Origin of the sequence: Sphingomonas soli NBRC 100801 (assembly GCF_001591025.1) — a bacterium.
In the GTDB taxonomy this organism is placed as follows: Bacteria; Pseudomonadota; Alphaproteobacteria; order Sphingomonadales; family Sphingomonadaceae; genus Sphingomonas; species Sphingomonas soli.
Genome location: NZ_BCTZ01000001.1, coordinates 287,341 through 312,584, shown reverse-complemented (window position 1 = coordinate 312,584; position 25,244 = coordinate 287,341). Strand labels below are relative to the sequence as shown.

The following is a 25,244-nucleotide window of genomic DNA, read 5'->3' as shown; positions in this document are numbered from 1 at the left end:
CATAGCCTTACGGCGGCGAAAAAATAGTGCAGGGGGTTATCCAGTGCAGCCCGACGGGTCGCTTGAAGTAGAAAATGCAGTTCGCGCCGTCCTTCGCGACGTGCTGGGCCTGAGCGAAGAGCGCGCTGCAGCATTTCGCGAGGAAACGCCCCTTTTCGGCGCTTTGCCCGAACTCGATTCGCTCGCCGTCGCCGGGGTGCTCACCGAACTTGAGGACCGGCTGGGCATCCTGATCGAGGATGACGAGGTAGATGGCGAGATGCTGGAGACCTTTGGCGCGCTTGCCCGGTTTGCCCAGTCGAAGGCGCTCGGATGATCGATCACTATGACTGGGAGGGGGGCCGCGAAGCCATGCTTCGCTTCGGCCCGTCCACCGGCCCGGTCATAGTCGCGGCGCTGCCGCTGTTCGAGGAAGCCAATCGCACCCGCACCTTCGCGGTGACGATCCTCCGGGCCTTGGCCGAGCGCGGGATCGCCAGCGCCCTGCCCGATCTGCCGGGACAGGGTGAAAGCCTGATGCCCACATCTCCGTCCATCCTTACGCTTCAAGATGCCTTCCAGGCCGCTTGCGCGACTTTCGACCGAGCCGGCCGAAATTGTTATGCGATGGGCATTCGGAGCGGTGCCCTGCTCGATACCTACGCAATTGCCTATGGCAGATGGCATTTTGCGCCCGTCGATGGCGCGCAGGTCTTACGCGAACTTACCCGCGTCAAGCAGGTAGAGGTTGGATCAAGTCGGAAGCTTGGCGAGCTTTGGTATTTTGATGGGGAGGAAGATGCTCTCGTCGAGATCGCGGGGAATCTTATCTCACCGGATCTGCTCACGGATCTGAAAGTGAAGTCAGCATTTTCGATAGAGGATGCGCCGGATATTCCCCTCCGAACCGTACGCCACGAGACTGACGCGAAGGCGGCCGACCTCAAGGTTCCCGGCGCACCCCTCTGGCGCCGGGCCGAGCCTGATAACGATCCCGCGCTTGCTGCCCGGCTCGCCGACGATATCGCCGACTGGATCCGCGCATGCGAAGGCTGATCCAAATCCCTTGCGCGGGCGAAACGCTGGTCGGCACGCTCGACGAGGCGCCGGGCAAGACCGGCCTGCTGATCGTATCCGGCGGTAACGAGATCCGCTGTGGCGCGCATCGCGGGATGGCGCTGCTGGGCCAGCGCGTCGCCGAAGCGGGATATCCCGCGCTCCGCTTCGATCGGCGCGGGATCGGCGATTCCACCGGTGCAAATGGCGGCTTCGAGAGCGCGGCCGAGGATATCGCCGCAGCCGCCACCGCGTTGCGCGAGACCGGGGTCACCCGGATTGTCGCGTTCGGCAATTGCGACGCCGCCACTGCACTTGCCTTCTTTCATCGGGCAGCGGGCGTTGATTCGCTGCTCCTCGCCAATCCATGGACGATCGAAGCGGCGGACGATTTGCCCCCGGCCGCCGCCATTCGATCGCATTACGCCCAGCGTCTGAAGGATCCGAAGGAATGGCTGCGCCTGCTTCGAGGAGGCGTCAATATCGGTAATATAATCAAGGGCCTGGCTAAGGTGTCGAGGAAACAGTCTCAGGTGACCGACGGTCTGGCAACCAGGCTGGGGACTGCACTAGCGAGCGCTCCACCCACGCGGATATTGCTGGCCAAGGGCGACAACACCGCGATCGCCTTCGCCGAGGCTTATAGAGGGTCGGCCTTCGACGCAACGCGCACGCGTGTCTCTATCGAAACGCTCGACAGCGACAGCCACAGCTTTGCCCGCGTCGCGGACAAGGACTGGCTGTTCGAGCGGGTGCTTGCCGCCTTAGCCTAGACGTCCGCGAAACGCGACGTTCTCGATATTGATGACCGAACCGCCCGGCGCGCGCGCCGCGTCGATGCGCACGAAGGTCACGCCCAGATCGTCCGGATCGCGCCCCTCCGCGACCCGCCGCACCATGTCGCCCACCGGCAGTTCGATCCGTGCCTTGCCATTCTCGCCATGCGCAAGCGCCGCAGCGATCTGGAACGGCCCCACCGTGCCGATCAGCCGGTCTTCCGGCGGTATGACGTCATAATCGAGGTCATCGAGATCAAGGTACAGCTTGTAGAAGAAGCCACCGCCCTCGCCCATTTTGGTGAGCGTCACGGCATCGAGCACCACACTCAGCCCGTCATCGATGCCGCCATGATGATGGTCGGCCATTGCAAGAGGTGCCTCCTCGCGGCGTAGCGGCATTCGCACCGAACGCGATTCGCGCCCCAGCCAGATCCCGCGAAATGGTATGGGGGCTGCGGGCGCAGGGGCAGCGGCCGCTGGGGGCTCCGCCATTACAGGGCGCGGAGCGGGAGCCGGCACCGGCATGGGCACCGGAGCCGGAGCAGGCGCGGCACCCGCCATGCGCGGCGGCTGATGCTTCACCGGCGCGGATTCGACTATAGGCACAGGTGCGCCCGCTGCAGGCATCTTCAGGTTGGCGTAGCGATATCCCAGCTTCTCGGGCGAAAAGGTCTCCGCGCGCTGCACGCTTAGCGTGCTCGCATAATCGAGTTGTCCGCCCCAATAGGGCTTGTCCGCCGTCGGCATCTGCCGCCCTTGACCCGCCAGCGTCCACGCGGCCCACAGCCGGTCGATATTGGCGTGATGCATCCAGAAGATCAGGTCCTGCGGTGATTGCATCGTCGCCATCCGCCCGCCGATCAGGTTGTGGACATTGTTGTGGAACTGCTCGACCCTGGTCTCAAAGCAGTCCTTCGAACTCCGCTCGAAGATCGTCACATCGTCGCCGAACGCCCCATATACCAGCGCCTTGCTGACATCCTCGCCCTTGCGCGTCTCGAACAGCGGATTGGTGGCGAGGTTTCCCGCCATCAGCTCAGCCGGCACCTTGGCATCGGCGAAATAGTCCCAATAAGGGAGCCGAAGCGTGGTCGATTTCGCCACCTTGCGTAGCTGCTGCTCGAACAGGAACAGATATCCGCGGTGCCAGGCGAGGAAATAGTCCTTCCCGTGCGGGCAATGATTCTGGTGGATATTCGCCCAGAACAGCCAGCTATCCGGGCTCGCCGGATCGAGATTCGCCTTCATGGTGCGAACGGCGCTCACCAGCTTCGCATAATCGCCAGACATGCGGAACTTCGCCCAAGGCAGTCGCTCCTGCACCGGCCCCGTCACGGACCATGCCAGCGCCGGCCCGCCCGCGCCGATCGCCGCCAGCATCGCGATGATCTCGCGACGTTTCATACCCGCCATGACTGCCCCCGATTCGTTTCGCGGGCATCATGACGCCGTGCGCCGATGATGGAAGTGGCAGGCTTCGAAGCTGGTAGCGGAGGAGGGACTTGAACCCCCGACCCCAGGATTATGATTCCCGTGCTCTAACCAACTGAGCTACTCCGCCATGCGGTGCTTCAGCTTCGAAGAGCGGGCGACATAGGTTGGCCTTTTCCCCCGGTCAAGCGAACATATGCCGGGAAAGCGGCTCCCACGGCCCGCCGCGATAAAGCCAGGTGGCCAGACCGGCGATTTCCAGCTCGCGCGGCACGAATCCCTGCGAGAGCTGGGCGAGCACGAACTTGGCGAGGCTGGGCGTCACCTTGTTCTGGATCGTCACGTGCGGACGCCAGCGTATCGCGTCCTGCGGGATCAGCAGCCCCGAGAACGCGGCGGCCAACCCCTCGCGAATCGTGCTCAGTTCGGGTGCCTCGATCCGGTAGGCTACGCCCCGTCCGAGATGCATCAGCCCCGTCACCTTCGCCCTGGGCGCACGAACGCTCCGCGTCTCCTGCGTCAGCCGGTGTTTCAGTTCTTCGGATACCGAAGGCGGCAGATGGTGGAACAGAGTCAGATGCGCGTCGATCACATTGCGTTCGGGCGGATAATGCTCGCGGCGCAGCGCGTTGAACCAAGCCTGATCCTGCCGCCCGAACAGCGCCGTCACGATGATCGGCGCAGCGGAGCCGCTCAAATCTCCACCTGGCTGCCCAGCTCCACCACGCGATTCGTCGGCAGGCGGAAAAATTCCATCGCGCTTTCGGCATTCCGCAGCATCCACGCGAACAGCTTCTCGCGCCAGATCGCCATCCCCGGCTTGGCCGAGGGCAGCAATGTCTGCCGCGCTAGGAAGAAGCTGGTGTCCATCATCTTGAACTGCGCCCCGCAGGCGCTGACCTGCTTGAGCGCGCTCGGCACGTCGGCGTCCTGCATGAAGCCGTATTTGATCACCATCCGGTGGAATCCCTTGCCCAGATCCTCCACCTTCATCCGGCTCTCGTCCTCGACATAGGGTTCGTCGGCGATCTTTACGGTCAACAGGATCACGCGCTCGTGCAGAACCTTGTTGTGCTTGAGATTATGGAGCAGCGCGTGCGGGACGCCATCGGGGGTCGAGGTCATGAACACCGCGGTGCCCGGCACACGGCTGGCAGCGCTTGCCGCCGATTCGATGAAAATCTTGATCGGCATCGCGCTCTCGCGCAGCCGCGCGATCATCAGCTGCCGCCCCTTCGCCCAGGTCGTCAGCAGCGTGAACGCCACCACCCCCACGAGCAGCGGGAACCAGCCGCCATCGGGGATCTTGGTGACGTTGGACGCGAAATAGGCACCGTCGAAGATCAGGAAGAGGGTAATGAGCGGGATCGCGATCAGTAGCGGCCAGTTCCAAACCCGCCTCACCAGCACGATCAGCATGCAGGTGGTGATGAACATCGTGCCGGTCACCGCGATGCCATAAGCCGCAGCAAGGTTCGACGATTCACGGAAGCTCAGGACGAGCAGCAGCACCATCACCATCAGCGCCCAGTTTACAGTCGGCAGATAAATCTGCCCCAGCGCCGATGCCGAAGTGTGGTTGATCCTGAGCCGCGGCATCAGCCCAAGCTGCACCGCCTGCTGGCACACCGAAAACGCGCCGGTGATCACCGCCTGGCTGGCGATGATCGTCGCCATCGTCGCCAGGATGACCAGCGGCAGCCGCCAGCCTTCGCTGGCCAGCAGGAAGAACGGGTTGTTCGCGGCGCTGGGGTCGCGGATCATCAGCCCGCCCTGCCCCAGATAGTTGAGCATCAGCGCTGGCAGCACCAGCCCGACCCAGGCGAGTTGGATCGGCTTTCGCCCGAAATGCCCCATGTCGGCATAGAGCGCCTCGGCCCCGGTGAGCGCCAGCACGACCGATCCTAGCGCAAGGAAGGCGAGCCAGGGATCGGCCGCAAAGAAGCGATAGCCCCAGACCGGATTGAACGCCTGCAGCACCTCAGGCGACTGGACGACACTGTTGAGGCCCAGCCCGGCCAGCGTCAGGAAATAGACCAGCATGATCGGCCCGAAGAACTTGCCGAGAATGTCGGTGCCGCGCGCCTGGATCACGAACAGCCCGATCAGGATGCCCGCCGCGATCGGCAGCACATAGGGCTTGAACCCCGCTTGCACGACGACGAGCCCTTCGACGGCCGAGAGCACCGAGATCGCTGGCGTGATCATACAGTCGCCGAAGAACAATGCCGTCGCCAGCACGCCCAGCATGACGAGCCCGTGGCTCCACCGGCCCGGACCCTGCCCCGTCTTGCGCTGGATCAGCGCGAGCAGCGCCAGGCTCCCGCCCTCGCCCTTATTGTCCGCCCGCATCGTCAGGAAGATATATTTGCCAGTGACGATGATCAGCAGCGACCAGAACATCAGGCTGACCACGCCATAGATATGGACGAGATCGACCGCGAGCTTGTGATGCCCGACAAAGGTCTCCTTCATCGCATAAAGCGGCGAAGTCCCGATATCGCCAAAGACGACGCCGATCGCCCCCAAAGCGAGCGCGCGAAGAGACCCCTTCGGATGGTGGCCATGGCCAGCATCGTCATGGTGAACCGCGTCCTGCGCTGGTTCGACTGTTGCGGCTGTCACTGGGGCTGTCGCGCTGCGGAGATTGATATGGTCATAGCGACCTGGAGTTCTCGCTTGGCTTTGGAACGCGCGCAGTTAGCACTTGCAGCATTGCGTAGCAACGGCGCACATTTGCCAGACGCGGCACGGGCCGCCGGGTTCCCTGTCAGCGCGCGGCGAACAGAGCGTCAGCTTCGCTGCGCGTCGGCACCGCCCGCAGCACGAAACTGGAATTGATCGTCACCACGCCAGGTAGCCGCCCCAGATGTTCGCGATGGAGCCGCTCATAATCGTCCAGATCACGCGCCAGGATCTTCAGCCGGTAATCCTGCCCGCCCGAAACCAGCGCGCATTCCACCACCCCCTCGATTTCGGAGACTGCGCGCTCGAAGGCGGCAAGGTCTTCCTCCACCTGGGTTCCCAGCGTGATATCCACCAGCGCCGTCACCTTGAAGCCCAGTTCGCGATGGCCGAGCCGGGCACCATAGCCCTGGATATGCCCCGACGCCTCCAGCGCCTGAATGCGCCGCGTACAGGCCGATTGCGAGAGTCCGGCCTGCGCCGCGATCGTGCTGACGGACGCCCGCGCATCCGCCGCCAGCGATCTCAGGATCGAAGTGAAAATCCGGTCCATCAGAGAAATTCTGCGATCATGGCGCCGGATATAGCGGTTCCATGCAACCATGCCAGCTTCAACGCGCAACTTTGCAGGGATTCGCCCCATCGCTTCGCGGTACGTTATTCTCATCAAATCCAGGAGAGCAGCCATGAAGATCGGTGTCCCCAAGGAAATCAAGAATCACGAATATCGCGTTGGTCTTACCCCCGCGTCTGTCGCGGAACTCGTTGCTGCCGGCCACGAAGTGCTGGTCGAGACCAAGGCCGGCATGGGCATCGATTTCGATGACACCGCCTATACGAAGGTCGGCGCAAAGATCGCGCCCGAGGCCGCCGCGGTATTCGCCGACTCGGACATGATCGTGAAGGTCAAGGAGCCCCAGCCCGGCGAGATCGCGATGCTCGAGCCGCGCCACCTGCTTTTCACCTATCTCCATCTAGCTGCCGACAAACCCCAGGCCGAGGGCCTGATGAAGTCGGGTGCCACTTGCATCGCCTATGAGACGGTGACGTCCAATTCGGGCGCGCTGCCGCTGCTCAAGCCGATGAGCGAAGTGGCCGGCCGCATGTCGGTCCAGGTCGCTTCGCACTATCTCGAGAAGGAACAGGGCGGCCGCGGCGAACTGCTCGGCGGCGTCCCCGGCGTCGCGCCGTGCAAGGTCGCGATCCTCGGCGGCGGCGTCTCGGGCATCAATGCTGCGCAGATGGCGGTCGGCCAGCGCGCCGACGTCACGATCTACGACATCAGCAACGAACGTCTGGCCGAGCTCGACATGCATTTCGGCAGCCAGATCAAGACTGCCTATGCCTCCAAGGCGGCGATCGCCGAAGCGGTCGCTCGCTCGCAAGTCGTGATCGGTGCGGTTCTCGTCCCCGGTGCGGCAGCTCCGAAGCTCGTCACCCGCGAGATGCTGGGAACGATGATGCGCGGCTCGGTGCTAGTCGATATCGCGATCGATCAGGGCGGCTGCTTCGAAACCAGCCACGCCACCACGCATGACGATCCCGTCTATGAAGTCGACGGCGTCATCCATTATTGCGTTGCGAACATGCCCGGCGCAGTTGCCCGCACCTCGGCCTTCGCGCTCAACAACGCCACACTGCCCTTCGTCCTCCGCCTCGCCAATCTCGGCGCCGAAGCCGCGATGAAGGCGGACAGGCACCTCGCCAACGGCCTCAACGTCTATAAGGGCAAGATCGCCTTCAAGGCCGTCGCGGACGATCTCGACCTACCATACGAGGCATGGGCCTGAGCGACCCTCCCCTACCTTTCGGCGGAGGGGCCGTCCCGGGGGTGTACGTCGCGCCAATGTGGCTGCGTGGCCGCATAGCCAAGCGTCGTCGCACCCCCTCGAGATCGATTCGCCCTGTTGAATAGCCGTCATCCCCGCGAAAGCGGGGACCCAGAGCCAAGCGGGATGTCGCCGGACAATCCTCCTTCTCCGCTTTCGCGGGGATGACGAAACAAGATATCCGGATCCCGCTCTGGGGTCGTCACCGCAGCGGCTCAGCGCGCTGGTTGCGCCTCCGGTGCCGGTTGCGGACCCGGTGCCTTCTGCTTCGCCTGCTCAGCCTGGGCCGCAAGGAACCGGTCGAGCAGGAACAGACGCACGCGCAGTTCGTCGCGGTAGCTGATGTCTGCCGGTGTCAGTTCCACCGCCTTCGCCCAATATGGCCGCGCTTCGGCAAACTGCCCCGCTCGGACCAATGCCAGCCCATAGAAAAATTGCGGTCCGGGATGCGACGGGTGCAGCGCCAGCGCCTTGTCAAAAGCCAGCTTGGCAGCCGGAGAGATCTGGTTGCCATCCTGTTCGGCCAGCGCCAGCCCCAGCCCGCTCCACAGCGCATAATCCTCGGGGTATTTGCGCACGGCGCCCAGCCAAACCACCGTCGCCAGATCGGGGCGCCCGGTCCGGATCATCGATTCCGCCGCAGTCGCATAGGTAAAGACCGCGGTTCCATATTTGCCGAAGATCGCCTCGCGGAGCGCGACCAGCCCGGGATCGACCTCGCCCGCCTGTTTCTCGATCGATGCTGAGCGCCCGGGCAAACCGGGACTGCCCTGCCAGGCATAGCCGGCAGCACCCAGCATCACACCTGTGGCCGCTATAGTCCACAACCGCTTCGGAAAACGCGTGATCGCAAGCAGGATCACCGCCGCCAGCGCCACCAGGCCCAGCATCGCCCAGCCCATCATTTCTTGCCCCTCCGGAACAGGCGGGCGCTCAGCAACAGCCCGAGCCCCAGCAGCACCAGCGGGGCGATCCACAGCGGCGCGGTCACCCAGCTCAGTGGCGGGTCATAGCTGACATAATCGCCATAGCGCTGGATCAGCCATGTCTCGACCTGATCCGGCGTCTCACCCGCCTGAATCCGCTGGCGGACCAGCGCGCGCATATCGCCCGCCATCTCCGCATCGCTGTCCGCGATCGACTGGCCCTGGCAGACCAGGCAGCGCAGTTTCTCCATCAGCGCCTTGGCCCGTGCTTCCTTCGCGGGATCGGCAAGCTGGGTATAGGCAAGCTGCTGCGGGGGCAGGCCCGAATCGGCCATCGCAGGCGCTGCGATCAGCGCGAGCGCCAGGGTGAGCGCGCGCCTCACTTCGCCGCCTCCAGCGCGGCCAGCAATTCGGGCAGATGTTCTTCGCGCACGTCGCCAATGTGCTGCATCACGATCCGCCCGCGCCCATCAATCACAAAGGTCTCGGGCACGCCTGCCGAACCCAGCGAGAATTGCACCTTCCGGTTCCGGTCATCGCCGATCCGCGCATAGGGATCGCCATTCTGCGCGAGGAATGCCTGCATCGCGGGGGTCGTGTCCGCCGTCGCCACGCCGTCGATCTCGACGCCCATCTCCTTGAGCTTCATCAACTGCTTCGCCTCGGCGATGCACGGAAGGCACCAGCTCGCAAAGACGTTCACCAGCCGTGGCTTGCCCCCAAACCCGCCCTTGATCCCAGGCTTGTCCGCAAGCAGCGGGGGCAGATCGATCTCGGGCAGCGGCTTGTCGATCAGCGCGGAATGAATCGCGCGGTCGGCCGGCTTGATGAGCCCGCTCGCCACGAGCGCCAGCACGGCGGCGAAAAACGCCAGTGGCAGCCATAGGAGCAGCCGCTTCATGCGTAGCTCTCCTGATCCGCCGTGCGCCGCTCGCGCAGGACACGCCCGATCAGCGCGAGCAACCCGCCCAGCGCGATCAACGCGCCGCCCAGCCAGATCAAGGTGATGAACGGTTTCCACCACAGCCGAAGCTGCCAGCGCCCCTCCGCATCGCCCACGCCCAGCACAGTATAAAGCTGGCCGTCGAGCACGGTCGTGATCGCCGCCTCGCTGGTATTGGTCGGCGGCGCGCTGAAGAAGCGCTGCTGCGGGAACATCTCGAACGGCTTGCTGCTCCCGCGCGTCACCTTCAGCCGCGCCTCAACGGCGGACCAGTTAGGCCCCAGCGCCGGACGCACTTCGACCAGCTCGACCGTGAACGGACCCACGGCCGCCTTCTGTCCCACCGCCATCGCGGTGAGCCGCTCGGTCTTATATGCCACATCCGCGCTCACCCCGCCGATGCAGACGGCCACGCCGACATGGGCGATCACCATTCCCCAGATGTGCAACGGCGTCCGCCGCAGCTTGCGCCGGACCAACGGCAACATGCTCGCCACGCCCAGGAAGATCGCGACGCCGATCCCGATCAGCGCGATCACCGGCGCCCGTGGATTCAGCGCCAGGAACACGGCGAACCCGATCCCGCCCAGCGCGGCGGGCACCAGCAGCTTGCGCGCCAAAGTGTCCAGCACGTCCCGCCGCCAGTTGAGCAGCGGCCCCACTGCGGTCGCTAGCGCCAGCACCAGCGCAATCGGCGCGATCGTCTTGTTGAAGAAAGGCGCACCGATCGAAAGCTGCACACCCACCGCCTGCGCGACCAGCGGATAAAGCGTGCCGATAAAGACCAGGCCCAGGATCACGGTGAGCAGCAGATTGTTGAGCACCAGCGCGCCTTCGCGGCTGACGATGCGGAAGGTGGAGCCCTGGGTCACCGTCCCCACCCGTGCCCCGAATAATGCCAGCGCGCCGCCGATATAAATACCGAGCAGGGCCAGGATGAAGCTGCCGCGCGTGGGATCGACCGCAAAGGCGTGGACGCTCACCAATATGCCCGATCGGACCAGGAACGTCCCGATCATCGACATGGCGAACGCCACCAGCGCCAGCATCAGGGTCCAGGCGCGCAGTCCGTCGCGCGTCGCCAGGACGGTCACCGAATGGAGCAAGGCGGTCGCCGCCAGCCACGGCATCAGCGACGCGTTCTCAACCGGGTCCCAGAACCACCAGCCGCCCCAGCCCAGTTCGTAATAGGCCCAATAGGATCCCGCCGTGATGCCGATGGTCAGGAATATCCACGCGGCCAGCACCCAGGGCCGCATCGCCCGCGCGAATGCAGGTCCCACGTCGCGCATGATCAGCGCCCCCACCGCGAAGCTGAACGCGATCGAGAGCCCGACATAGCCGAAATAGAGCGTCGGCGGGTGGAAGGCGAGGCCGGGGTCCTGCAGCAGCGGGTTGAGCCCCTGCCCTTCCGGTGCCGCCGGGTTGAGCCGCACGAACGGATTGGAGGCAAAGGCCAGGAAGGCGTAGAAGCCCAGCCCGATAAACGCCTGCGCGCCCAGCGTGGCTGCGAGCGTCTTCAGCGCCAGCCGCCGCTCGAACAGGGCGACGCCCGCACCGGCCATCGCCAGCACCGTGACCCAGAGCAGCATCGAGCCCTCATGGTTCCCCCATGCGCCGGCGATCTTGTAGATCAGCGGCTTGGCCGAATGGCTGTTGGTCGCGACCAGCAGCACCGACATATCGGATTGCACGAACAGCATGACGAGCAGGCCGAACGCGAGCATCGCCAACACGCCCTGCACCAGCGCGATCCGGCGCAGCGCCAGCATCAGATCGTCCGAGCCGCCACGCGCCGCACCCACGCCCAGCGCAAGCTGGATCACCGCGAACGCCGCCGCCATCCAAAGCGCCGCCAGTCCTGCTTCGGCGATCATTCGAGCGACTGCGTGATGTGCTGGTTGCCGCTCAACTGTGGCGGCATGTAGCGCTCGTCATGCTTGGCGAGCAGATTGTCCGCGATGAAGCTGCCATCGGGCGCGAACCGTCCTTCGGCAACCACGCCCGAATCCTCCTTGAACAGGTCCGGCGTCACCCCGCGGAACGTGACGGGCACGGTCGAGACACCATCTTCCACGACAAAGCGGATCGAGACGCCATCCGCCTCGCGCTGGATCGAGCCCTTCTGCACCATCCCGCCGAGCCGCACATGCTTGTCGGCGGGCACCGGCTTACCCACCAGATCGCCCGGCGCGTAAAAGAATGCCGCCTGATCCTTCAGCGCCGAAAGCGCCAGCCCCGCCGCGCCCAGCACCGCGACCAGCGCCAGCGCAGCGAGAACCAGCCGTTGATGCTTGGCCTTCATCGCCATTAAATTCCTCCCCCGGAGGGGGAGGGGGACCGCGGAGCGGTGGAGGGGGTGTCGCCACCAGCGGCATCGCAGGCGGAGTTTCCTCCGTCAGGCCTGGCCTGCCAGTTCACCCCCCGGGGGAGAATTGCTTCCACTCCGATCTTCACTTTTTACCCTTCATCGCGTCTGCGGCGGCTTCCGCCTTCCGCATCGCCAGATAGCTCGCCACCGCCAGCCCGCCAGCGCCGATCAGCACCACCGCATAGGCGGCAATCACGAAAGCCCAATGGTTCATTGCGCCATCCGCCGCATCCGCGCTTCCACCTTCTGCGCCGCCAGCATCGCCCGCATCCGCATCAGCACGATCCCGCCGAAAAACAGCGTGAAGCCGCCCAGCGTGAAGAAAAGCGGCCAGATCATGCTCCTGTCGATCGTGCTGCTGGTCAGCCCGATGCTCTGCCCCTGGTGCAGCGTATTCCACCACACCACCGAATAGCGGATGATCGGCAGCAGCACGCTGCCCGCCACGCCGAACAATGCCGGCACGCGCCCGTCGCCGCCGCGATCGGCATCCGCACGCGCAAGCGCGATATAGGCGATATAGACGAAGAACAGCAGCAGCATGCTGGTCAGCCGCCCGTCCCATTCCCACCAGGTGCCCCAGGTTGGACGTCCCCAGATCGATCCGGTGATCAGACAGAGCGCCGCGAACACCGCCCCCGCCGGTGCGATCGCCCGCGCGGCAAGGTTCGACAGCGGATGCCGCCAGACGAGATACATCAGGCTCGAAATCGCGATCCCGCTCCACGCCCCCATCCCCAGCCACGCGCTTGGTACATGGATGTAGAGGATCCGCACCGTCTCCTTCTGAAGGTAATCGGGGGGCGTCAGCACCAGGCCCGAATAGGCCCCAAACAGCGCGAGGGCGGCCCCGGCCCAGAACAGCACCGGAGTCAGCGGACGGGCGATCTTCAGGAAGCGCGCGGGGTTGGCGAAGGCGTGAAGAGCGGGCACGCGTTGCGGCCTAGCGGGGTTCTCACCGGGAATCCATGGTTATGGAGCATATCAATCGCGGATTCCTCGCCCGCCCCTGCACGAATGCGCCGAAGCGAGCGGAGAATGCCGGATTCCCCGGGGCTTACTGCACCGTGGGGCTTGGCTGCTTCGGCACCGGCATGCGCGGTAGCGCCTTGTCGGCATTGGCCGCGTTCAGCAGCATCGCCGCCAGGATGATTGCGCCCTGCCGCATATCATCCGCGCGCAGGTGATCATAGGTGTCGAGCTGCGAATGATGCACGCGTGACGAGTAATCCAGCGGATCCTGGATGAACTGGAACGCCGGAATCCCCACGCTCTGCATGAACTGATGATCGGTGCCCCCGGTCTTCTGGATCACCACCGAAGAGGCCCCCATCGGCGCGAACGGGGCCAGCCATTCGCGGAGGATCGGCACTGCGGCCATGTTGTTCTCGGCATAGATGCCGCGAACCTTCCCCGACCCGTTATCCAGGTTGAAATAGGCCACTAGGTCCTTGTGCCCGGGCAGCGTGGTGATCGGGAAACGCGTTGCCCAGCTATAATAGAATTCGTCGTCGGTCAGTTTGCGATCGGGCGCCGGGCGCGTCGCCAGATGCTTCTCGATATAGGCGATGCTGCCATACAGGCTCTGCTCCTCGCCCGACCAGAGGGCGAAGCGAATGGTGCGTTTCGGCTTGATCCCCGAAGCCGCGATGATCCGTGCCGCTTCCATCACCATGGCCGATCCCGCGGCATTGTCCGCCGCGCCATCTCCTGCCGCCCAGCTATCCAGATGCGCGCCAGCCATCACATAGCCGGCCTTCGGATCGCTGCCCTTGATGTCGGCGATGACATTGTACGCCATCGGATCGCTGTCATCGAAATGGACGAGGCTCTCGATCTCCAGCGTCGGGGCCGCGCCCGCCTTGGCCATGCGCACCAACCGCCGGTAATCCTCCGTCGCCAGCTCCACGCCAGGAACGGTCGGCGTATCCCCCGCGAAATGCTGATACCCTTCCCCGTGGACCAGCTTTCCGTCGTTGCGCGAGCGCGTGACGTAAACCAGCGCGCCCTCGGCGGCGAGGAAATCGGTCAGTTCCTTCTCGAAGCGCGCGCCCGCCATCGCCGCCGCGAACTTCGCCGGGTCCCATTTCGGCTGCTCGAACACGTCGAGCTTGGCGATATCCTCATCGCTCAGCCGCTTGAACGGCGGCTGGGTCTTGTCCGTGGGCGTGCCGGGACTCGACACGAGCACGATCTTCCCCGCCAGCTTGCCGCGCCAATTTGCGAAATCGCCCGCGCTGCTCATCGGCGCGACCACGATCGGCGCGCTCACCACGCCCTTGGTCGCGGGCGTCCAGGCGATCGGGATCGCGGTGAGGCTCGCGATGCGCGGCGTCACCATCCGCACGCTCGATCGCTCGATCCACCAGCCGCGCCCGAAATCGAACCCTTCCTTGTGGACGTTGCTCAGCCCCCAGTCCTTGAACTTCTCCTGCGTCCATTGCTCGGCCTGCCGCATCCCCGGCGAATTGGTCATGCGCGGCCCGATCGTATCGGTCAGATGCTCGGCGATTTGCATCACCTCGGAATGGCTGGTGCCCTCTGCGATGATCGTGGCGAGTTGCGTCCCCTCCACCGTCTGCGCCGCGATCGGGCTGGCGGCGAGAAACAGCGGGGCGAGCAAAAATGGAAGTTTGTGCATGAGGCTCCAGGGCATCAGAGGGCGGATGCCGGACGCTATGGCGCGGGCAGGACGGTGGCAAGCGGCTTCGGGGCGCAGGACTGACACCCCTCGTCACCCCCGGCTTGGCCCGGGGTCCCGCTAGTCTTCTCGCAGCCGCGACGCTTTACCGCGCTTAAGACGCGGGTGACCTTCGCAAAGGAGGAAGAAGGAGAAGAAGCGGGACCCCGGGTCAAGCCCGGGGTGACGTATGAGGGCATCGCACTCTGCCAGCTCGAGTGGCGTGAAAAGCGAGATGCCTAGAACCGCCGCCCCTACGGGCGCCCCCGCGAATCAGCGGCCGATCAGCTGCTGCGCGATCCGGTCCGCCACTTCGCTCTCGGGGTCGCCGGTGCGGGCGCTTTCGTCCCATACCTGTTCCAGCCGCAGCGGGATGCGGTCGACGCGCGCCATCACTTCGTCGCGGTCGCCCTGGCCGAGATATTCGAGCCCGACATTGATGATGCCGCCCGCGTTGATCACATAATCGGGAGCGTAGAGCACGCCCGCATCGTGCAGGCGCTGGCCGTCCGCGCGCGTGGCGAGCTGGTTGTTCGCACCTCCGGCGACAACCTTGGCCTTCAGCGTCGGGATCGATTGCTCGGTCAGGATCGCGCCCAGCGCATTAGGGCTGAACAGATCGGCGTCGTGGCTCAGGATCGCGGAGGCGTCCACCACGTCCACGCCCAGTTCCACCGCCAGCGCCCTGGCACGCTCGACGTTCACATCGGCCAGCGTCAGCTTCGCGCCATCCGCCGCGAGCAGCCGGGCCACGCCGCCGCCCACCGAGCCGACGCCCTGCAGCGCCACGCGCACGCCGCGCATGTCGCTCGCGCCCAGCCCGCGCTTCGCCGCTGCCTTGACACCCAGATATACGCCCCGCGCGGTCACCGGGCCCGGATCGCCGCCCGCGCCGCCCGCCGCCACGGGCAGGCCCGAGACGTGGCGCGTCTGGCTGGCGACCACCTTCATCCGCTCCTCGGACATGCCGACATCCTCGGCGGTCACATAGCGCCCGCCCAGCGACTCGGTAGCGCGGCCAAACGCTTCAAGCTGCGCGGTGGTGACTTCGGCGCCCGGCCGGTCGGCCAGGATCACGCCTTTGCCGCCGCCCAGCGGCAGATCGGCCATCGCGTTCTTGTAGCTCATGCCGCGCGATAGGCGCAGCGCGTCGGTGATCGCAGCGCGGTGGTCGGCGTAGTGCCAGAAGCGCACGCCGCCCGCCGCCGGGCCCAGTTTCGACGAATGTACCGCGATGATCGCGCTCAGCCCCGAATCGCGGTCGCTGAACAGATGGACGCCCTCATGGTCGTCGAAATCGGGGAATCCCCAGTCGGTGAGCATGGGTCAGTCCAAGGCTGCAAAAGAATGGGGCGACCGACGGGACTTGAACCCGCAACTTCCGGCATCACAAGCCGGCGCTCTAACCAATTGAACTACGGTCGCCGCGAAGGCTGGCCGCTTAGCGGGGGTGGAGGCATTGCGCAAGATAGTTGCGAGTGCTCTGGCATCGTCGCGGCGATTTTGGCAGAAAACTGTGATGCACAACATCACCGTGACCTTCGGTTCGAGCCCCGCCCCGGCCCTTTCACCTGTCGCGCAGCACATCATGCGGCAGGGCGGCGTGCAGCGCGTGCCGAATCCCAAGGTCGAGATGTTCATTGCCAAGGATTTCCTGGAGCCGGAGCTGTGCCAGCTCCTGATGATGAAGATCGATGCCGAGCGGCGCCCCTCCACGCTCGCCGATGCGAACGGCGACTATGCGTTTCGCACCAGCGAGACCTGCGATCTCTCCTCCTATGATTCGCTGGTGATTGAATTGAAGCGCCGGATCATCGGGCTCACTGGCCTGCCGTCCGAGAATGGCGAGCCGATGCAGGGTCAGCGCTACGATGTGGGCCAGGAGTTCAAGGCGCACACCGACTATTTCGAGCCAAGTGGTGCCGACTTCGCCAAATATTGCAGCGTCGCCGGCCAGCGAACCTGGACCGCAATGCTCTATCTCAACGAAGTCGAGGCGGGCGGCGCGACCCGGTTCAAGGCGATCGACAAGATCGTCCAGCCTGAGACCGGTAAGCTGCTCGTGTGGAACAATATGCGGGTGAACGGTACGCCCAACCCGTCGACGCTCCACCATGCGATGAAGGTACGGGCGGGGCTGAAATACGTCATTACCCAGTGGTTCCGCGAGCGCCCCTGGGGCTGAGGCCGAAGATCAGAACTTGGCGCCCAGCCCCACGGAGAAGGTCCGGCCAACCTTGTAGCGGTTGATCTCCACGGCATTCTTCTGGAACTGCTGATATTCGCGATACCCCGTCCCGGTCAGGTTGCGTGCCTCCAACTTGAGCTCGAACTCGACGCCCGCCAGCGAGATTCCCTGCCGTCCCACCAAATCGAGCCGGACGCCCGGCCTCTCGATAATGTCGGGAAGCAGATTGGCCCCACGATTGGTCACGCGCTCGCTGGCATAGCTGAACAAAAGCGTCAGCTGCGAGAGCCGGTCGGTATCCTCGATGCCGACCTGCAGGTTGACCAGATGGTCGGACTGGCCGGTAAGCGGCGCGCCATCGCGGAAAAGCTGGCTGGAGGGGACCAGCACGGCGACGCCGCTTCCATTCTGGATGGGGCTCGGCACCAGTTGGGATCCGGACTGGATGCTCGACTTGGTGTACGTGTAGTTCGCGTTCAGCAGCAGGCGGCGGCTGGTGAAGAATCCGCCCCACCCTTCCAGCGAAACGAACTTCTGCACTTCGGCCTCGCCACCCCACAGCGTAGCGCTGGGCGCGTAGGAGAAGCCCGTCTGCAGGCTCGAATCCGGCGTAGGGAAGAACGCGACCTGCTCGGTGGGGTTGTCGATCTTCTTGTAGAATCCCGCCGCGGTGAAGCGCTCGTTGCGGCCGAAGAACCATTCGTAGCGGCCTTCGAAATTGAGCAGCTTGGAATCCACGAGCTGGGGGTTGCCGAAGAACAGCCGATCTGATTCGAAATCGCGATAGACCTGCGGGGCGAGCTCGCGGAATTGCGGGCGGGCGATAGTCTTGGACGCGTGCGCGCGAAGCTGCATGTCACTCGCGAAGTTCCAGGTGACCGTCGCCGCCGGCAGCCAATAGCCGTTGTTCAGCCGCGTGCCCTGAAAGAGCGCGCTGTTGGTCGAAACGCGCTCGTCACCCTTCTCGTAGCGCACCCCGGCGGTCGCGCGCAGGCCCCCCGTGATCTCGCTTTCGATCTGGAAATAGCCGGCATGGATCGTCAGGCTGGCATCATATTGCGCGGCCCCCTGCGCGTTGGAAAGGTTGAACAGGCGAATACAGCCCTGTTCCTCGACCACCGTCGTCGGGTTCGGGCACGCGCCCATGATCGAATCGATCGAGAGCAGCATATCAGGGCGCAGATAGCTTGCCGGCGCGCTCAGCCCGCTGCCGTTGAAGGTGCGGTATCGGAAATCGAAGCGCGTCGAGCTGCGCTGCGCGTCACTGTAGAAATAGCCGACCGAAAGCGTCGCGAAGGGGAATCGGTAGCGAAGGTCCGCCTGCCCGCTCCACAAAGTCTCGTCGAGCTCGCTGAACGCCACCGTCGCCGATTCGCCCAGGCCGTTCAGGCTGTTCACATAGGCGCTTCGCACCGGGTCGAGGCGATAGGAAAAGAAGCGCTCATACGGCGCGTTGCGCTTGGTATTTGCATAGCTGCCGCGCAGATCGACCGAGAGGTCGTTGAACTTGAATTCGCCGGTCAGCTGCGTGTCGATCAGCTGGCGCTCGAACCAGTTGGTGTTCTGCTCCAGCACCTGATTGCCGTTGCTGTTGGGATAAACGGTCGCCGCGCCCAACCGCGCCTGTTTCAGCGTGTCGTGGATATAGAGATTGGTCCAGCGGATGCGGTGCTCGCCGAATTCCGCGCCCAGCCCGAGCAAGCCGTTGGCGACGATGCGGTTGTCGGTCAGCACCGTGCGGAAATCGCTGCGCACCGCGCCGCTGGGATCGGCGGTATCCTGCTGGATCGCATCACGCGTGCGGAAGCTGTTGCCCAGGCTGGCCGATGCGATCAGGCCCAGGCGGACACCGCCCAGATCGAAGGCGTGGCCGGCGCTCATGTCCGCACTCCAGTTAACCGGAATTCTGTCGTTCTGCTGGAGCAGGGTCGTCTCGGCATTGGTGAGTTGGGCAGCCTGGCGCGAGGTGAACACGTTGGTCGTCAGGCCACCTTCGCGAATGAAGTCCGGCACTTTGCGCTCGCCAGTGTCATAGCCGAGCGAGTCCAGCCGGCCGCCGTCATAGACATAGCCGAACTGGTTGGTCGTCGCGCTGTCATAGGCCAGGTTGCCGCCCACCTGGAGGAAGCTCTCCTGGGGCACGGCGCGCGTCGTCAGGTTGATCACGCCACCGCCGAACTCGCCCGGATAATTCGCCGAATAGGTCTTCTGCACCAGGGCACTGCCTACGATGCTCGTCGGGAAGATATCGAGCGGAACGGTCCGGCGCAGCGGTTCCGGGCTCGGCAGCGGGGAGCCGTTGAGCAAGGAAGAAGAATAGCGATCCCCGAGGCCGCGCACGAAAACGAAGCCGTTGCCGACCACGCTCATCCCCGTCACCCGGGTCAGTGCCCCCGCGATATCGCCTTCGCCCGTCCGCGCAATGTCTTCGGTCGAAAGCACGGAGACGACCTGCGGGGTCGCGCGCACCACATCCGGAATATTGTGCCCGACAACCACGATTTCGGAACCCGCATCGGGGTCGAAACCGGGAGCGGAGACGTCCGGGCTGGCCCCCTTGTCCTGTGTGGAAACCTGCGTTGGATCGGTGGCCGCGGCCTGCGCCGCCACCTGCGCAAGCGCCTCCGGGCTCACCAGAGTGCCGGTCCCTATCAAGAGCGAGGCGAAAGCTATTTTCTGTTTCATGGCTGCCATCCGGAGCGAGGGTCTGTCTTGGGCGTGTGCCGGAGCAGCGGGCCTTTCGCTGCTCCGGCACCGTCGATGTGTGTTGCGCGCGGCAATCAGGCGCCGTTGCAGGCCAGGTAGATCGAATTGAACACCGGCGGGCCGACATCCTGCAGCGCCGAGTTGGCCGGGCGGATCGTCGATTTGCCGCTATTGTCGACGCCTGCGACCATGTTGATGCATGGACCGACAGTCTTCACGATGCCGTTGATGAAGCTGAAGTCCGCGCCGCCGCGCAGACGGATCGTGGCGGGTACGCTGGCCGTGGTGCCAATGAAGGTGAAATTGGCGATGGTGCCGAAGGTCCGCGGGAGCAGATCCTCGCTGCCGTTCGAATCGATTTCGGTGGAGAAGGAGTCGCTCGTCGCGCCGATCGTCTTCTGCGCAACGATCAGGAACTGCACGAACCCGCGCCAGCCCACGTCCACGTCGAAGCCGTCATCGTCGGCACCGGTGATCGCGATATATTTCAGGTTGCTGCGGCCGCCGAAGATCTCGATCCCGTCATCCGAGCTGTTGTGGATCTGGATATGGTCCAGGGTCGTGCCCGATCCCGTACCGCCCAGCGTCAGACCCTGCAGCTCGTTGTTCGGCGTAATCTCGGTGCCGGAATAGCGGATCTGCACATATTGCATCGTGCCGCTGCTGTCGTTTGCCACTGCGCCGCCGTAGAGCGCGTTGCCCGTGCCCTCGACAACCGCTTCGCAGGTGGTGCTGCTGCCAGCGGCGTCATTTGCGCCACTGATGCAGTTCGAGATTGGCGCGCGGCCGGCCAGGATCACGCCGCCCCACTGCCCCTGCGTCGCATCGCTGGTGCCGGCAGGGTTCAGATTCTGCTGCGAGGTGAAGATGATCGGCTGGTTGACCGTGCCGATAGCGTTGATCTTTGATCCACGATTGACGACCATGAAGTCGTTCGCCGCGTCGTTCGGGTTGGCCGCCAGGATCACGCCCGCATCGATATTGAGGGTCGCGGCGACGCCCCCTGCTGCAGCCCCGGTTGTGCCGACGTCGACGCCGACATCGACCCGGCCATTGATCTGATAGACCACGCCATCGACCTTGCTGAGCGTCAGCGTGCCGGAAATCTGCGCGGGCAGGCGGCACAGGCGGTAATTATTGTTCGTCCCCGCATCCGTGGTTCCCGCGATGCAGGCGCTGGCTGCCGGAGCAGCGGCGCTGCGGGCCAGCGACGTGACACAGTTATTTGCTGCGGGGATGCTCGAAGAAGTGGTGAAGTTCAGCGTCGACGAGCTGCACGTCCAGTCGCGGAACGACGTGTCGCTGCTGTTCGCGACCGCACCGACATAACCGGTCGAAACGAGGAAGGGATTGAGCGTCGCGGCGTTGAACGGTGCCAGCGTGGCCGCCGCTCCCAGCGGCGCGAAGCCGCTCAGCGGGTTCGATCCGTTCAGCGTGTTGCCGATCCCTGCGTTGAAGATCGCGAGCTGCTCGTCCTGCGTCACGGTCACGCCGCTGACTGTGGTCGCCGCGAAATTCGCGGTTGGGGTCGGCGTGGTGGTCGGCGTCGGGGTAGGCGTGGCTGCCGGGGTCGGAGTCGGGAACACGATGGTCCCGCCTCCGGGCGAAGCGACGCTGCTGGCGCCGTCGCAGGCAGCCACGGCGAATCCCGCGCAGCTGGTCAAAAGGATCAGGCTGAGGCGCTTGAGGCTGGGCATAGATTCTCCGTTCCGGCGAACGCCGGCTAGCGAGGTGAACTGGTTGCGGGACCGACTCGGTTTGTTCCCCCTCGGCCCCGGCGCTCCGCTAGGGCGACTGCGTGACTCGTCCGTGGAAGTTCGGAGACGATTCAGGGACTCCGTCGTGACAGAGATATGACGCCTGTGGATAAGTCGGCGTTCGTCGCAGCCGCGCCGCCCCCTGGCGCAAGACAATTGCAAGCGATCGTGCCAGCCATATGCTCGAAATGGGTAGGTAAAAGGAGACGGGCGATGACGTCGTTGGCTATGCCGGTATCCAATCCTTTTTCGATCATCACCACCTCCAGCCCCGGCGCACGCGCTGCCGCTTGGAAGTCGCTGCTCAACTGGCCTCGCTTTGGCGACACCCATGTCGATTACGCGGCGGACACCCCGCACCAGCGCAACCTCTGGGCCACCCGGCTCGATGAAGCGGTACGCCGCGCCGAAAAGCCGGTGCTGCTGATCGCCAGCGGGGAGACCTGCGTCGCCGCCGCCTGGTGGGCCCGGCTATCGCCCGCCGATTATGTGTCCAAGGTTGCCGGCGCACTGCTCTTCACGCCGCGCGGCCCTCAGAGCGAGAGCGATCTGTTCGCATCGCCCCGAACGCCCCTCCCCTTCCCCTCCGCCGTGGTCGAGCGCCACTCGACGCGCCACGCGCTCGCACTGGCCGAAAGCTGGGGCAGCGGGCTGCTGGAGGAGGGCTGGCAGGGCCAAGGCGATACGCGTGCCTGGCAACAGGCCCAGGCCGCCATCCTGCGCCTCACCGCGCGTGTGGTGGAACGCGAAATGCGCGTGGCCAAGGCGTTCGACGTCATCGTCTGAAGCAGGGACAATCAAAACCAAAAGCCCGCCAGTTTTTCGACCGGCGGGCTCTAAATGGTGGGCGCGACAGGGATTGAACCTGTGACCCCACCCGTGTGAAGGGTGTGCTCTACCGCTGAGCTACGCGCCCGATCGGCCATGTGGCCAAAACCGGAAGCGGGCCTCTAGCCTTAGCGGGGTGCGCTGTCCAGAGGCCCGTTTAGGTGTGCGGCATTGGCCGCACAGACAATTAGTTGACCGAATCCTTCAGGCCCTTGCCGGCCTTGAACTTGGGCTGGTTCGAAGCCTTGATCGTCATTTCCTCCCCGGTGCGCGGATTGCGGCCCGTCGAGGCCTTGCGCTTGCTGACCGAGAAAGTGCCGAAGCCGACCAGGCGCACTTCGTCGCCCTTCTTGAGGCTGGCGGAGATCGCGTCGAACACGGCCTCCACTGCCTTGCTTGCGTCGCCCTTTCCCAGGCCCGAGGTCTCGGCGACCTGACTGATCAGTTCCTGCTTGTTCATGTTGCTGGCGTCCCCCTGACAAAGGTCATGACTGAAAAGATCGTTGAGTCGCGTCGGCAACTCGAAGCGCCAGTCAGCACGCGAGCGCAGCCGCTGTCAAAGCCTTTCCGGCCCAAACCCGCGTAAAATCAGGGTTGTTCAATGATGAACGGCATCTCCCACCGGCGGGATTCCCGCAGGCGGTTGCACCGCCAGCTCATCTGCATCGGTCCAGTCGATCGCCGTGAGCCCTTCGGTCAGTGCCAGCTTGAGCACCTCATCGACATGCTTCACCGGGATGATCTCGAGCCCCTCGCGAATGTTGGCGGGGATTTCTGCCAGATCCTTCTCATTTTCGTGCGGGATCAGCACCGTCTTGATCCCGCCGCGCAGCGCCGCGAGCAGCTTTTCCTTGAGGCCGCCGATCGGCAGCACCCTGCCCCGCAGCGTTACCTCGCCGGTCATCGCCACGTCGCGTCGCACCGGCACCCCGGTCATCGTCGAGACGATTGCGGTGACCAGGCCGATGCCCGCCGAAGGGCCATCCTTGGGAACCGCGCCTTCGGGCAGATGGACATGGACGTCCTTGCGCTGAAACAGGCTCGGCTTGATCCCATAGCTCGGCGCACGCGCGCGGACGAAGCTGAACGCGGTCTCCACGCTCTCCTTCATCACGTCGCCCAGTTTGCCGGTCGTCTTGATCGCGCCCTTGCCCTGCACGGTCACGCTCTCGATCGTCAGCAACTCGCCGCCTACCTCCGTCCAGGCGAGACCGGTGACCGCGCCGATCTGGTCTTCCTCCTCGGAGAGCCCGTGGCGGTATTTCTGGACGCCAGCGAACTCGGGGAGATTGGCGGGCGTGATCGTCACGCTGCTGGTCTTTTTCTCCAGGATCTGGCGCAGCGCCTTGCGCGCCAGCTTGGCGATCTCGCGCTCGAGCGTGCGAACCCCGGCCTCGCGGGTATATTGCTGGATCAGCGCGCGCAGGCCTTCGGTAGTGAGGGTGAACTCGCCCTTCTTAAGCCCATGCGCGGCGATCTGCTTCTCGATCAGGTGCCGTTCGGCGATCTCGACCTTCTCGTCCTCGGTATAGCCCTCGAGACGGATGATCTCCATGCGATCGAGCAGAGGCTGCGGAAGGTTCAGCGAGTTCGCCGTGCAGACGAACATCACGTCCGAGAGATCGATGTCGATCTCCAGATAGTGATCCTGAAACTTCGAATTCTGCTCGGGATCGAGCACCTCGAGCAAAGCCGAGGCGGGATCGCCGCGGAAATCCTGGCCAAGCTTGTCGATCTCGTCGAGCAGGAACAGCGGATTGCTGGTCCCCGACTTCTTGAGATTGGTGACGATCTTGCCCGGCAGCGAGCCGATATAGGTGCGCCGGTGGCCGCGGATCTCGGCCTCGTCGCGCACGCCGCCCAGCGACTGGCGGATGAACTCACGACCGGTCGCTTTGGCGATGCTCTTGCCAAGCGAGGTCTTGCCGACGCCGGGCGGGCCGACGAGGCACAGGATCGGCCCCTTCAGCTTGTTGGTTCGCGCCTGCACCGCCAGATATTCGACGATGCGGTCCTTGACCTTCTCCAGCGCGTAATGATCCTCGTCGAGGATCGCCTGTGCAGCGGCGATGTCCTTCTTGATCTTTGATTTCTTGCCCCATGGCAGGCCCAGCAGCACATCGAGATAGTTGCGCACGACGGTGGCCTCGGCGCTCATCGGCGCCATGGTCTTGAGCTTCTTGAGCTCGGCGGTCGCCTTGGTCCGCGCTTCCTTGCTGAGCTTGAGCGTCGCGATCTTCTGGGTCAGCTCGGCAACTTCGTCGCCATCGCCTTCCTCCCCCTCATTGCCCAGCTCGCGCTGGATCGCCTTCAACTGCTCGTTGAGGTAATATTCGCGCTGGGTCTTCTCCATCTGGCGCTTCACGCGGCTGCGGATCTTCTTCTCGACCTGGAGCACACCCAGTTCGCCCTCCATGAAGGCGAAAACCATTTCGAGGCGCTTTTGGGGGTTCGTTTCGACAAGCAGGGACTGCTTGTCGGAAACCTTGACGGCGATGTTTGCGGCTACCGCATCCGAAAGGCGCGATGCGTCTTCCAGTTCCGCTAGCTGAACTGCAGTCTCCGCCGGAAGTTTGCGGTTGAGCTTGGCGTAATTCTCGAACTGATCGACCACCGAGCGCATCAGCGCCTCGACCTCGGGCCCCTGCACCGCTTCTTCGGCGACAGGCTCGATCGTCCCGGTCAGGAATGCGCCGCTCTCGTCGAGCGACTGGAGCTGGCCGCGCTCCTTGCCGCCCACCAGCACGCGCACGGTGCCGTCCGGCAGCTTGAGCAACTGGAGCACCTCGGCGGTGACGCCGGTATCGTACAGATCCTCGCGGCCCGGATCGTCCTGCGCCGGATCGAGCTGCGAGACGAGGAAGATCTCCTTGTCGGCGGCCATCGCCGCTTCGAGCGCGGCGACCGATTTGTCGCGGCCGACGAACAGCGGCACGATCATGTGCGGAAATACGACAATGTCGCGCAGGGGAAGTACGGGATAGGACTGCTTCATATCTACTCCGGCCGGGTCCAGGCGGACCCGCTAGCCTCTTATATGGTGCGCGCGCGCGATCCATCAATCGGCGCGAGGGATTCGTGGTGGA

Annotated in this window: 23 protein-coding genes and 3 tRNA genes; 6 read left to right on the top strand and 20 right to left on the bottom strand. The window is 64.5% G+C overall.

The genetic code is table 11. From position 1 onward, the window contains the following. Window positions 1-43 precede the first annotated feature (43 nt). The 3 genes from SSO01S_RS01490 to SSO01S_RS01480 are packed head-to-tail and all read left to right on the top strand — an operon-like array spanning window position 44 to window position 1,808. The gene (locus SSO01S_RS01490; RefSeq protein WP_066794035.1) at window positions 44-316 is read left to right on the top strand and encodes an acyl carrier protein; all 273 of its coding nucleotides are present in this window, start codon (window positions 44-46) and stop codon (window positions 314-316) included. Continuing rightward, window positions 313-1,035 carry a hypothetical protein gene (locus tag SSO01S_RS01485; RefSeq protein ID WP_066794032.1) on the top strand — a complete coding sequence of 241 codons (723 nt, stop codon included), beginning with the start codon at window positions 313-315 and terminating at the stop codon, window positions 1,033-1,035. The genes SSO01S_RS01490 and SSO01S_RS01485 overlap by 4 nt, the downstream gene beginning before the upstream one ends. Then, window positions 1,023-1,808, top strand: coding sequence for a hydrolase 1, exosortase A system-associated (locus SSO01S_RS01480; protein ID WP_066794031.1), 786 nt, complete (start codon window positions 1,023-1,025; stop codon window positions 1,806-1,808). Before SSO01S_RS01485 ends, SSO01S_RS01480 begins: the two co-directional genes overlap by 13 nt. Here SSO01S_RS01480 and SSO01S_RS01475 read toward each other — a convergent pair. The 5 genes from SSO01S_RS01475 to SSO01S_RS01455 form a co-directional block, all read right to left on the bottom strand. Next, window positions 1,800-3,227 (bottom strand): tyrosinase family protein, encoded by a 1,428-nt coding sequence (locus tag SSO01S_RS01475; RefSeq protein ID WP_083942762.1) that lies wholly within the window; start codon window positions 3,225-3,227, stop codon window positions 1,800-1,802. The genes SSO01S_RS01480 and SSO01S_RS01475 overlap by 9 nt on opposite strands. Before the next feature lie 71 nt (window positions 3,228-3,298). After that, a tRNA-Met gene (locus SSO01S_RS01470) sits at window positions 3,299-3,375 on the bottom strand. A 54-nt stretch (window positions 3,376-3,429) separates the two neighbouring features. Continuing rightward, the gene (locus SSO01S_RS01465; RefSeq protein ID WP_066794027.1) at window positions 3,430-3,942 is read right to left on the bottom strand and encodes a 2'-5' RNA ligase family protein; all 513 of its coding nucleotides are present in this window, start codon (window positions 3,940-3,942) and stop codon (window positions 3,430-3,432) included. Continuing rightward, on the bottom strand, window positions 3,939-5,870 hold the full coding sequence (locus tag SSO01S_RS01460) for a potassium transporter Kup (RefSeq protein WP_066794025.1): 1,932 nt from the start codon (window positions 5,868-5,870) through the stop codon (window positions 3,939-3,941). Before SSO01S_RS01460 ends, SSO01S_RS01465 begins: the two co-directional genes overlap by 4 nt. A 145-nt stretch (window positions 5,871-6,015) precedes the next feature. Then, the gene (locus SSO01S_RS01455) at window positions 6,016-6,483 is read right to left on the bottom strand and encodes an Lrp/AsnC family transcriptional regulator (protein WP_066794022.1); all 468 of its coding nucleotides are present in this window, start codon (window positions 6,481-6,483) and stop codon (window positions 6,016-6,018) included. Window positions 6,484-6,616: 133 nt separating this feature from the next. Between SSO01S_RS01455 and ald the strand changes: the two genes are divergently transcribed. After that, window positions 6,617-7,720: an alanine dehydrogenase gene (ald, locus tag SSO01S_RS01450; RefSeq protein WP_066794019.1), complete on the top strand. Its 1,104-nt coding sequence runs from the start codon at window positions 6,617-6,619 to the stop codon at window positions 7,718-7,720. Between the two features lie 254 nt (window positions 7,721-7,974). Here the strand turns inward: ald and SSO01S_RS01445 are convergent, their stop codons facing one another. The 10 genes from SSO01S_RS01445 to SSO01S_RS01405 form a co-directional block, all read right to left on the bottom strand. Then, window positions 7,975-8,664 (bottom strand): tetratricopeptide repeat protein, encoded by a 690-nt coding sequence (locus SSO01S_RS01445; RefSeq protein WP_157073574.1) that lies wholly within the window; start codon window positions 8,662-8,664, stop codon window positions 7,975-7,977. Further along, window positions 8,661-9,068 carry a cytochrome c-type biogenesis protein gene (locus SSO01S_RS01440; protein ID WP_245646544.1) on the bottom strand — a complete coding sequence of 136 codons (408 nt, stop codon included), beginning with the start codon at window positions 9,066-9,068 and terminating at the stop codon, window positions 8,661-8,663. The genes SSO01S_RS01445 and SSO01S_RS01440 overlap by 4 nt, the downstream gene beginning before the upstream one ends. Further along, window positions 9,065-9,586 carry a redoxin family protein gene (locus tag SSO01S_RS01435; protein WP_066794012.1) on the bottom strand — a complete coding sequence of 174 codons (522 nt, stop codon included), beginning with the start codon at window positions 9,584-9,586 and terminating at the stop codon, window positions 9,065-9,067. The genes SSO01S_RS01440 and SSO01S_RS01435 overlap by 4 nt, the downstream gene beginning before the upstream one ends. After that, entirely contained in the window at window positions 9,583-11,505 is a 1,923-nt protein-coding gene (locus SSO01S_RS01430) for a heme lyase CcmF/NrfE family subunit (protein WP_066794011.1), read from the bottom strand. The genes SSO01S_RS01435 and SSO01S_RS01430 overlap by 4 nt, the downstream gene beginning before the upstream one ends. Further along, window positions 11,502-11,933, bottom strand: a complete 432-nt coding sequence (gene ccmE, locus SSO01S_RS01425) for a cytochrome c maturation protein CcmE (RefSeq protein ID WP_066794271.1) — start codon at window positions 11,931-11,933, stop codon at window positions 11,502-11,504. The genes SSO01S_RS01430 and ccmE overlap by 4 nt, the downstream gene beginning before the upstream one ends. Window positions 11,934-12,081: 148 nt before the next feature. Beyond that, complete coding sequence (locus tag SSO01S_RS17960) at window positions 12,082-12,213, bottom strand: hypothetical protein (protein ID WP_281178659.1); 132 nt, start codon at window positions 12,211-12,213, stop codon at window positions 12,082-12,084. Then, on the bottom strand, window positions 12,210-12,932 hold the full coding sequence (gene ccmC / locus SSO01S_RS01420) for a heme ABC transporter permease CcmC (protein WP_066794009.1): 723 nt from the start codon (window positions 12,930-12,932) through the stop codon (window positions 12,210-12,212). The genes SSO01S_RS17960 and ccmC overlap by 4 nt, the downstream gene beginning before the upstream one ends. 124 nt (window positions 12,933-13,056) lie before the next feature. Next, complete coding sequence (locus SSO01S_RS01415; RefSeq protein ID WP_083942779.1) at window positions 13,057-14,640, bottom strand: M20/M25/M40 family metallo-hydrolase; 1,584 nt, start codon at window positions 14,638-14,640, stop codon at window positions 13,057-13,059. Between the two features lie 312 nt (window positions 14,641-14,952). Beyond that, complete coding sequence (locus tag SSO01S_RS01410; protein WP_066794005.1) at window positions 14,953-16,002, bottom strand: Leu/Phe/Val dehydrogenase; 1,050 nt, start codon at window positions 16,000-16,002, stop codon at window positions 14,953-14,955. 25 nt (window positions 16,003-16,027) lie between these two features. Continuing rightward, window positions 16,028-16,104, bottom strand: a tRNA-His gene (locus SSO01S_RS01405). Between the two features lie 94 nt (window positions 16,105-16,198). Between SSO01S_RS01405 and SSO01S_RS01400 the strand changes: the two genes are divergently transcribed. Further along, the gene (locus tag SSO01S_RS01400) at window positions 16,199-16,864 is read left to right on the top strand and encodes a prolyl hydroxylase family protein (RefSeq protein WP_066794002.1); all 666 of its coding nucleotides are present in this window, start codon (window positions 16,199-16,201) and stop codon (window positions 16,862-16,864) included. 9 nt (window positions 16,865-16,873) lie between these two features. On the opposite strand, the gene SSO01S_RS01395 is transcribed toward SSO01S_RS01400, so the two are convergent. Together SSO01S_RS01395 and SSO01S_RS01390 are read right to left on the bottom strand one after the other, a co-directional pair. Continuing rightward, window positions 16,874-19,552, bottom strand: coding sequence for a TonB-dependent receptor domain-containing protein (locus SSO01S_RS01395; RefSeq protein WP_066794001.1), 2,679 nt, complete (start codon window positions 19,550-19,552; stop codon window positions 16,874-16,876). Window positions 19,553-19,647: 95 nt separating this feature from the next. Beyond that, entirely contained in the window at window positions 19,648-21,270 is a 1,623-nt protein-coding gene (locus SSO01S_RS01390) for a beta-helix domain-containing protein (RefSeq protein ID WP_066793999.1), read from the bottom strand. Between the two features lie 273 nt (window positions 21,271-21,543). Between SSO01S_RS01390 and SSO01S_RS01385 the strand changes: the two genes are divergently transcribed. Further along, window positions 21,544-22,116, top strand: a complete 573-nt coding sequence (locus tag SSO01S_RS01385; protein ID WP_066793997.1) for an alpha/beta hydrolase — start codon at window positions 21,544-21,546, stop codon at window positions 22,114-22,116. Window positions 22,117-22,171: 55 nt separating this feature from the next. Here the strand turns inward: SSO01S_RS01385 and SSO01S_RS01380 are convergent. From SSO01S_RS01380 to lon, 3 genes are all read right to left on the bottom strand, one after another. Then, window positions 22,172-22,246 (bottom strand) — tRNA-Val (locus SSO01S_RS01380). Window positions 22,247-22,345: 99 nt separating this feature from the next. Beyond that, a complete protein-coding gene (hbs, locus tag SSO01S_RS01375; RefSeq protein ID WP_066793995.1) occupies window positions 22,346-22,618 on the bottom strand; it encodes a non-specific DNA-binding protein Hbs in 273 nt (90 codons plus the stop codon). Between the two features lie 138 nt (window positions 22,619-22,756). Then, entirely contained in the window at window positions 22,757-25,153 is a 2,397-nt protein-coding gene (gene lon / locus SSO01S_RS01370) for an endopeptidase La (protein WP_066793993.1), read from the bottom strand. Window positions 25,154-25,244 lie beyond the last annotated feature (91 nt).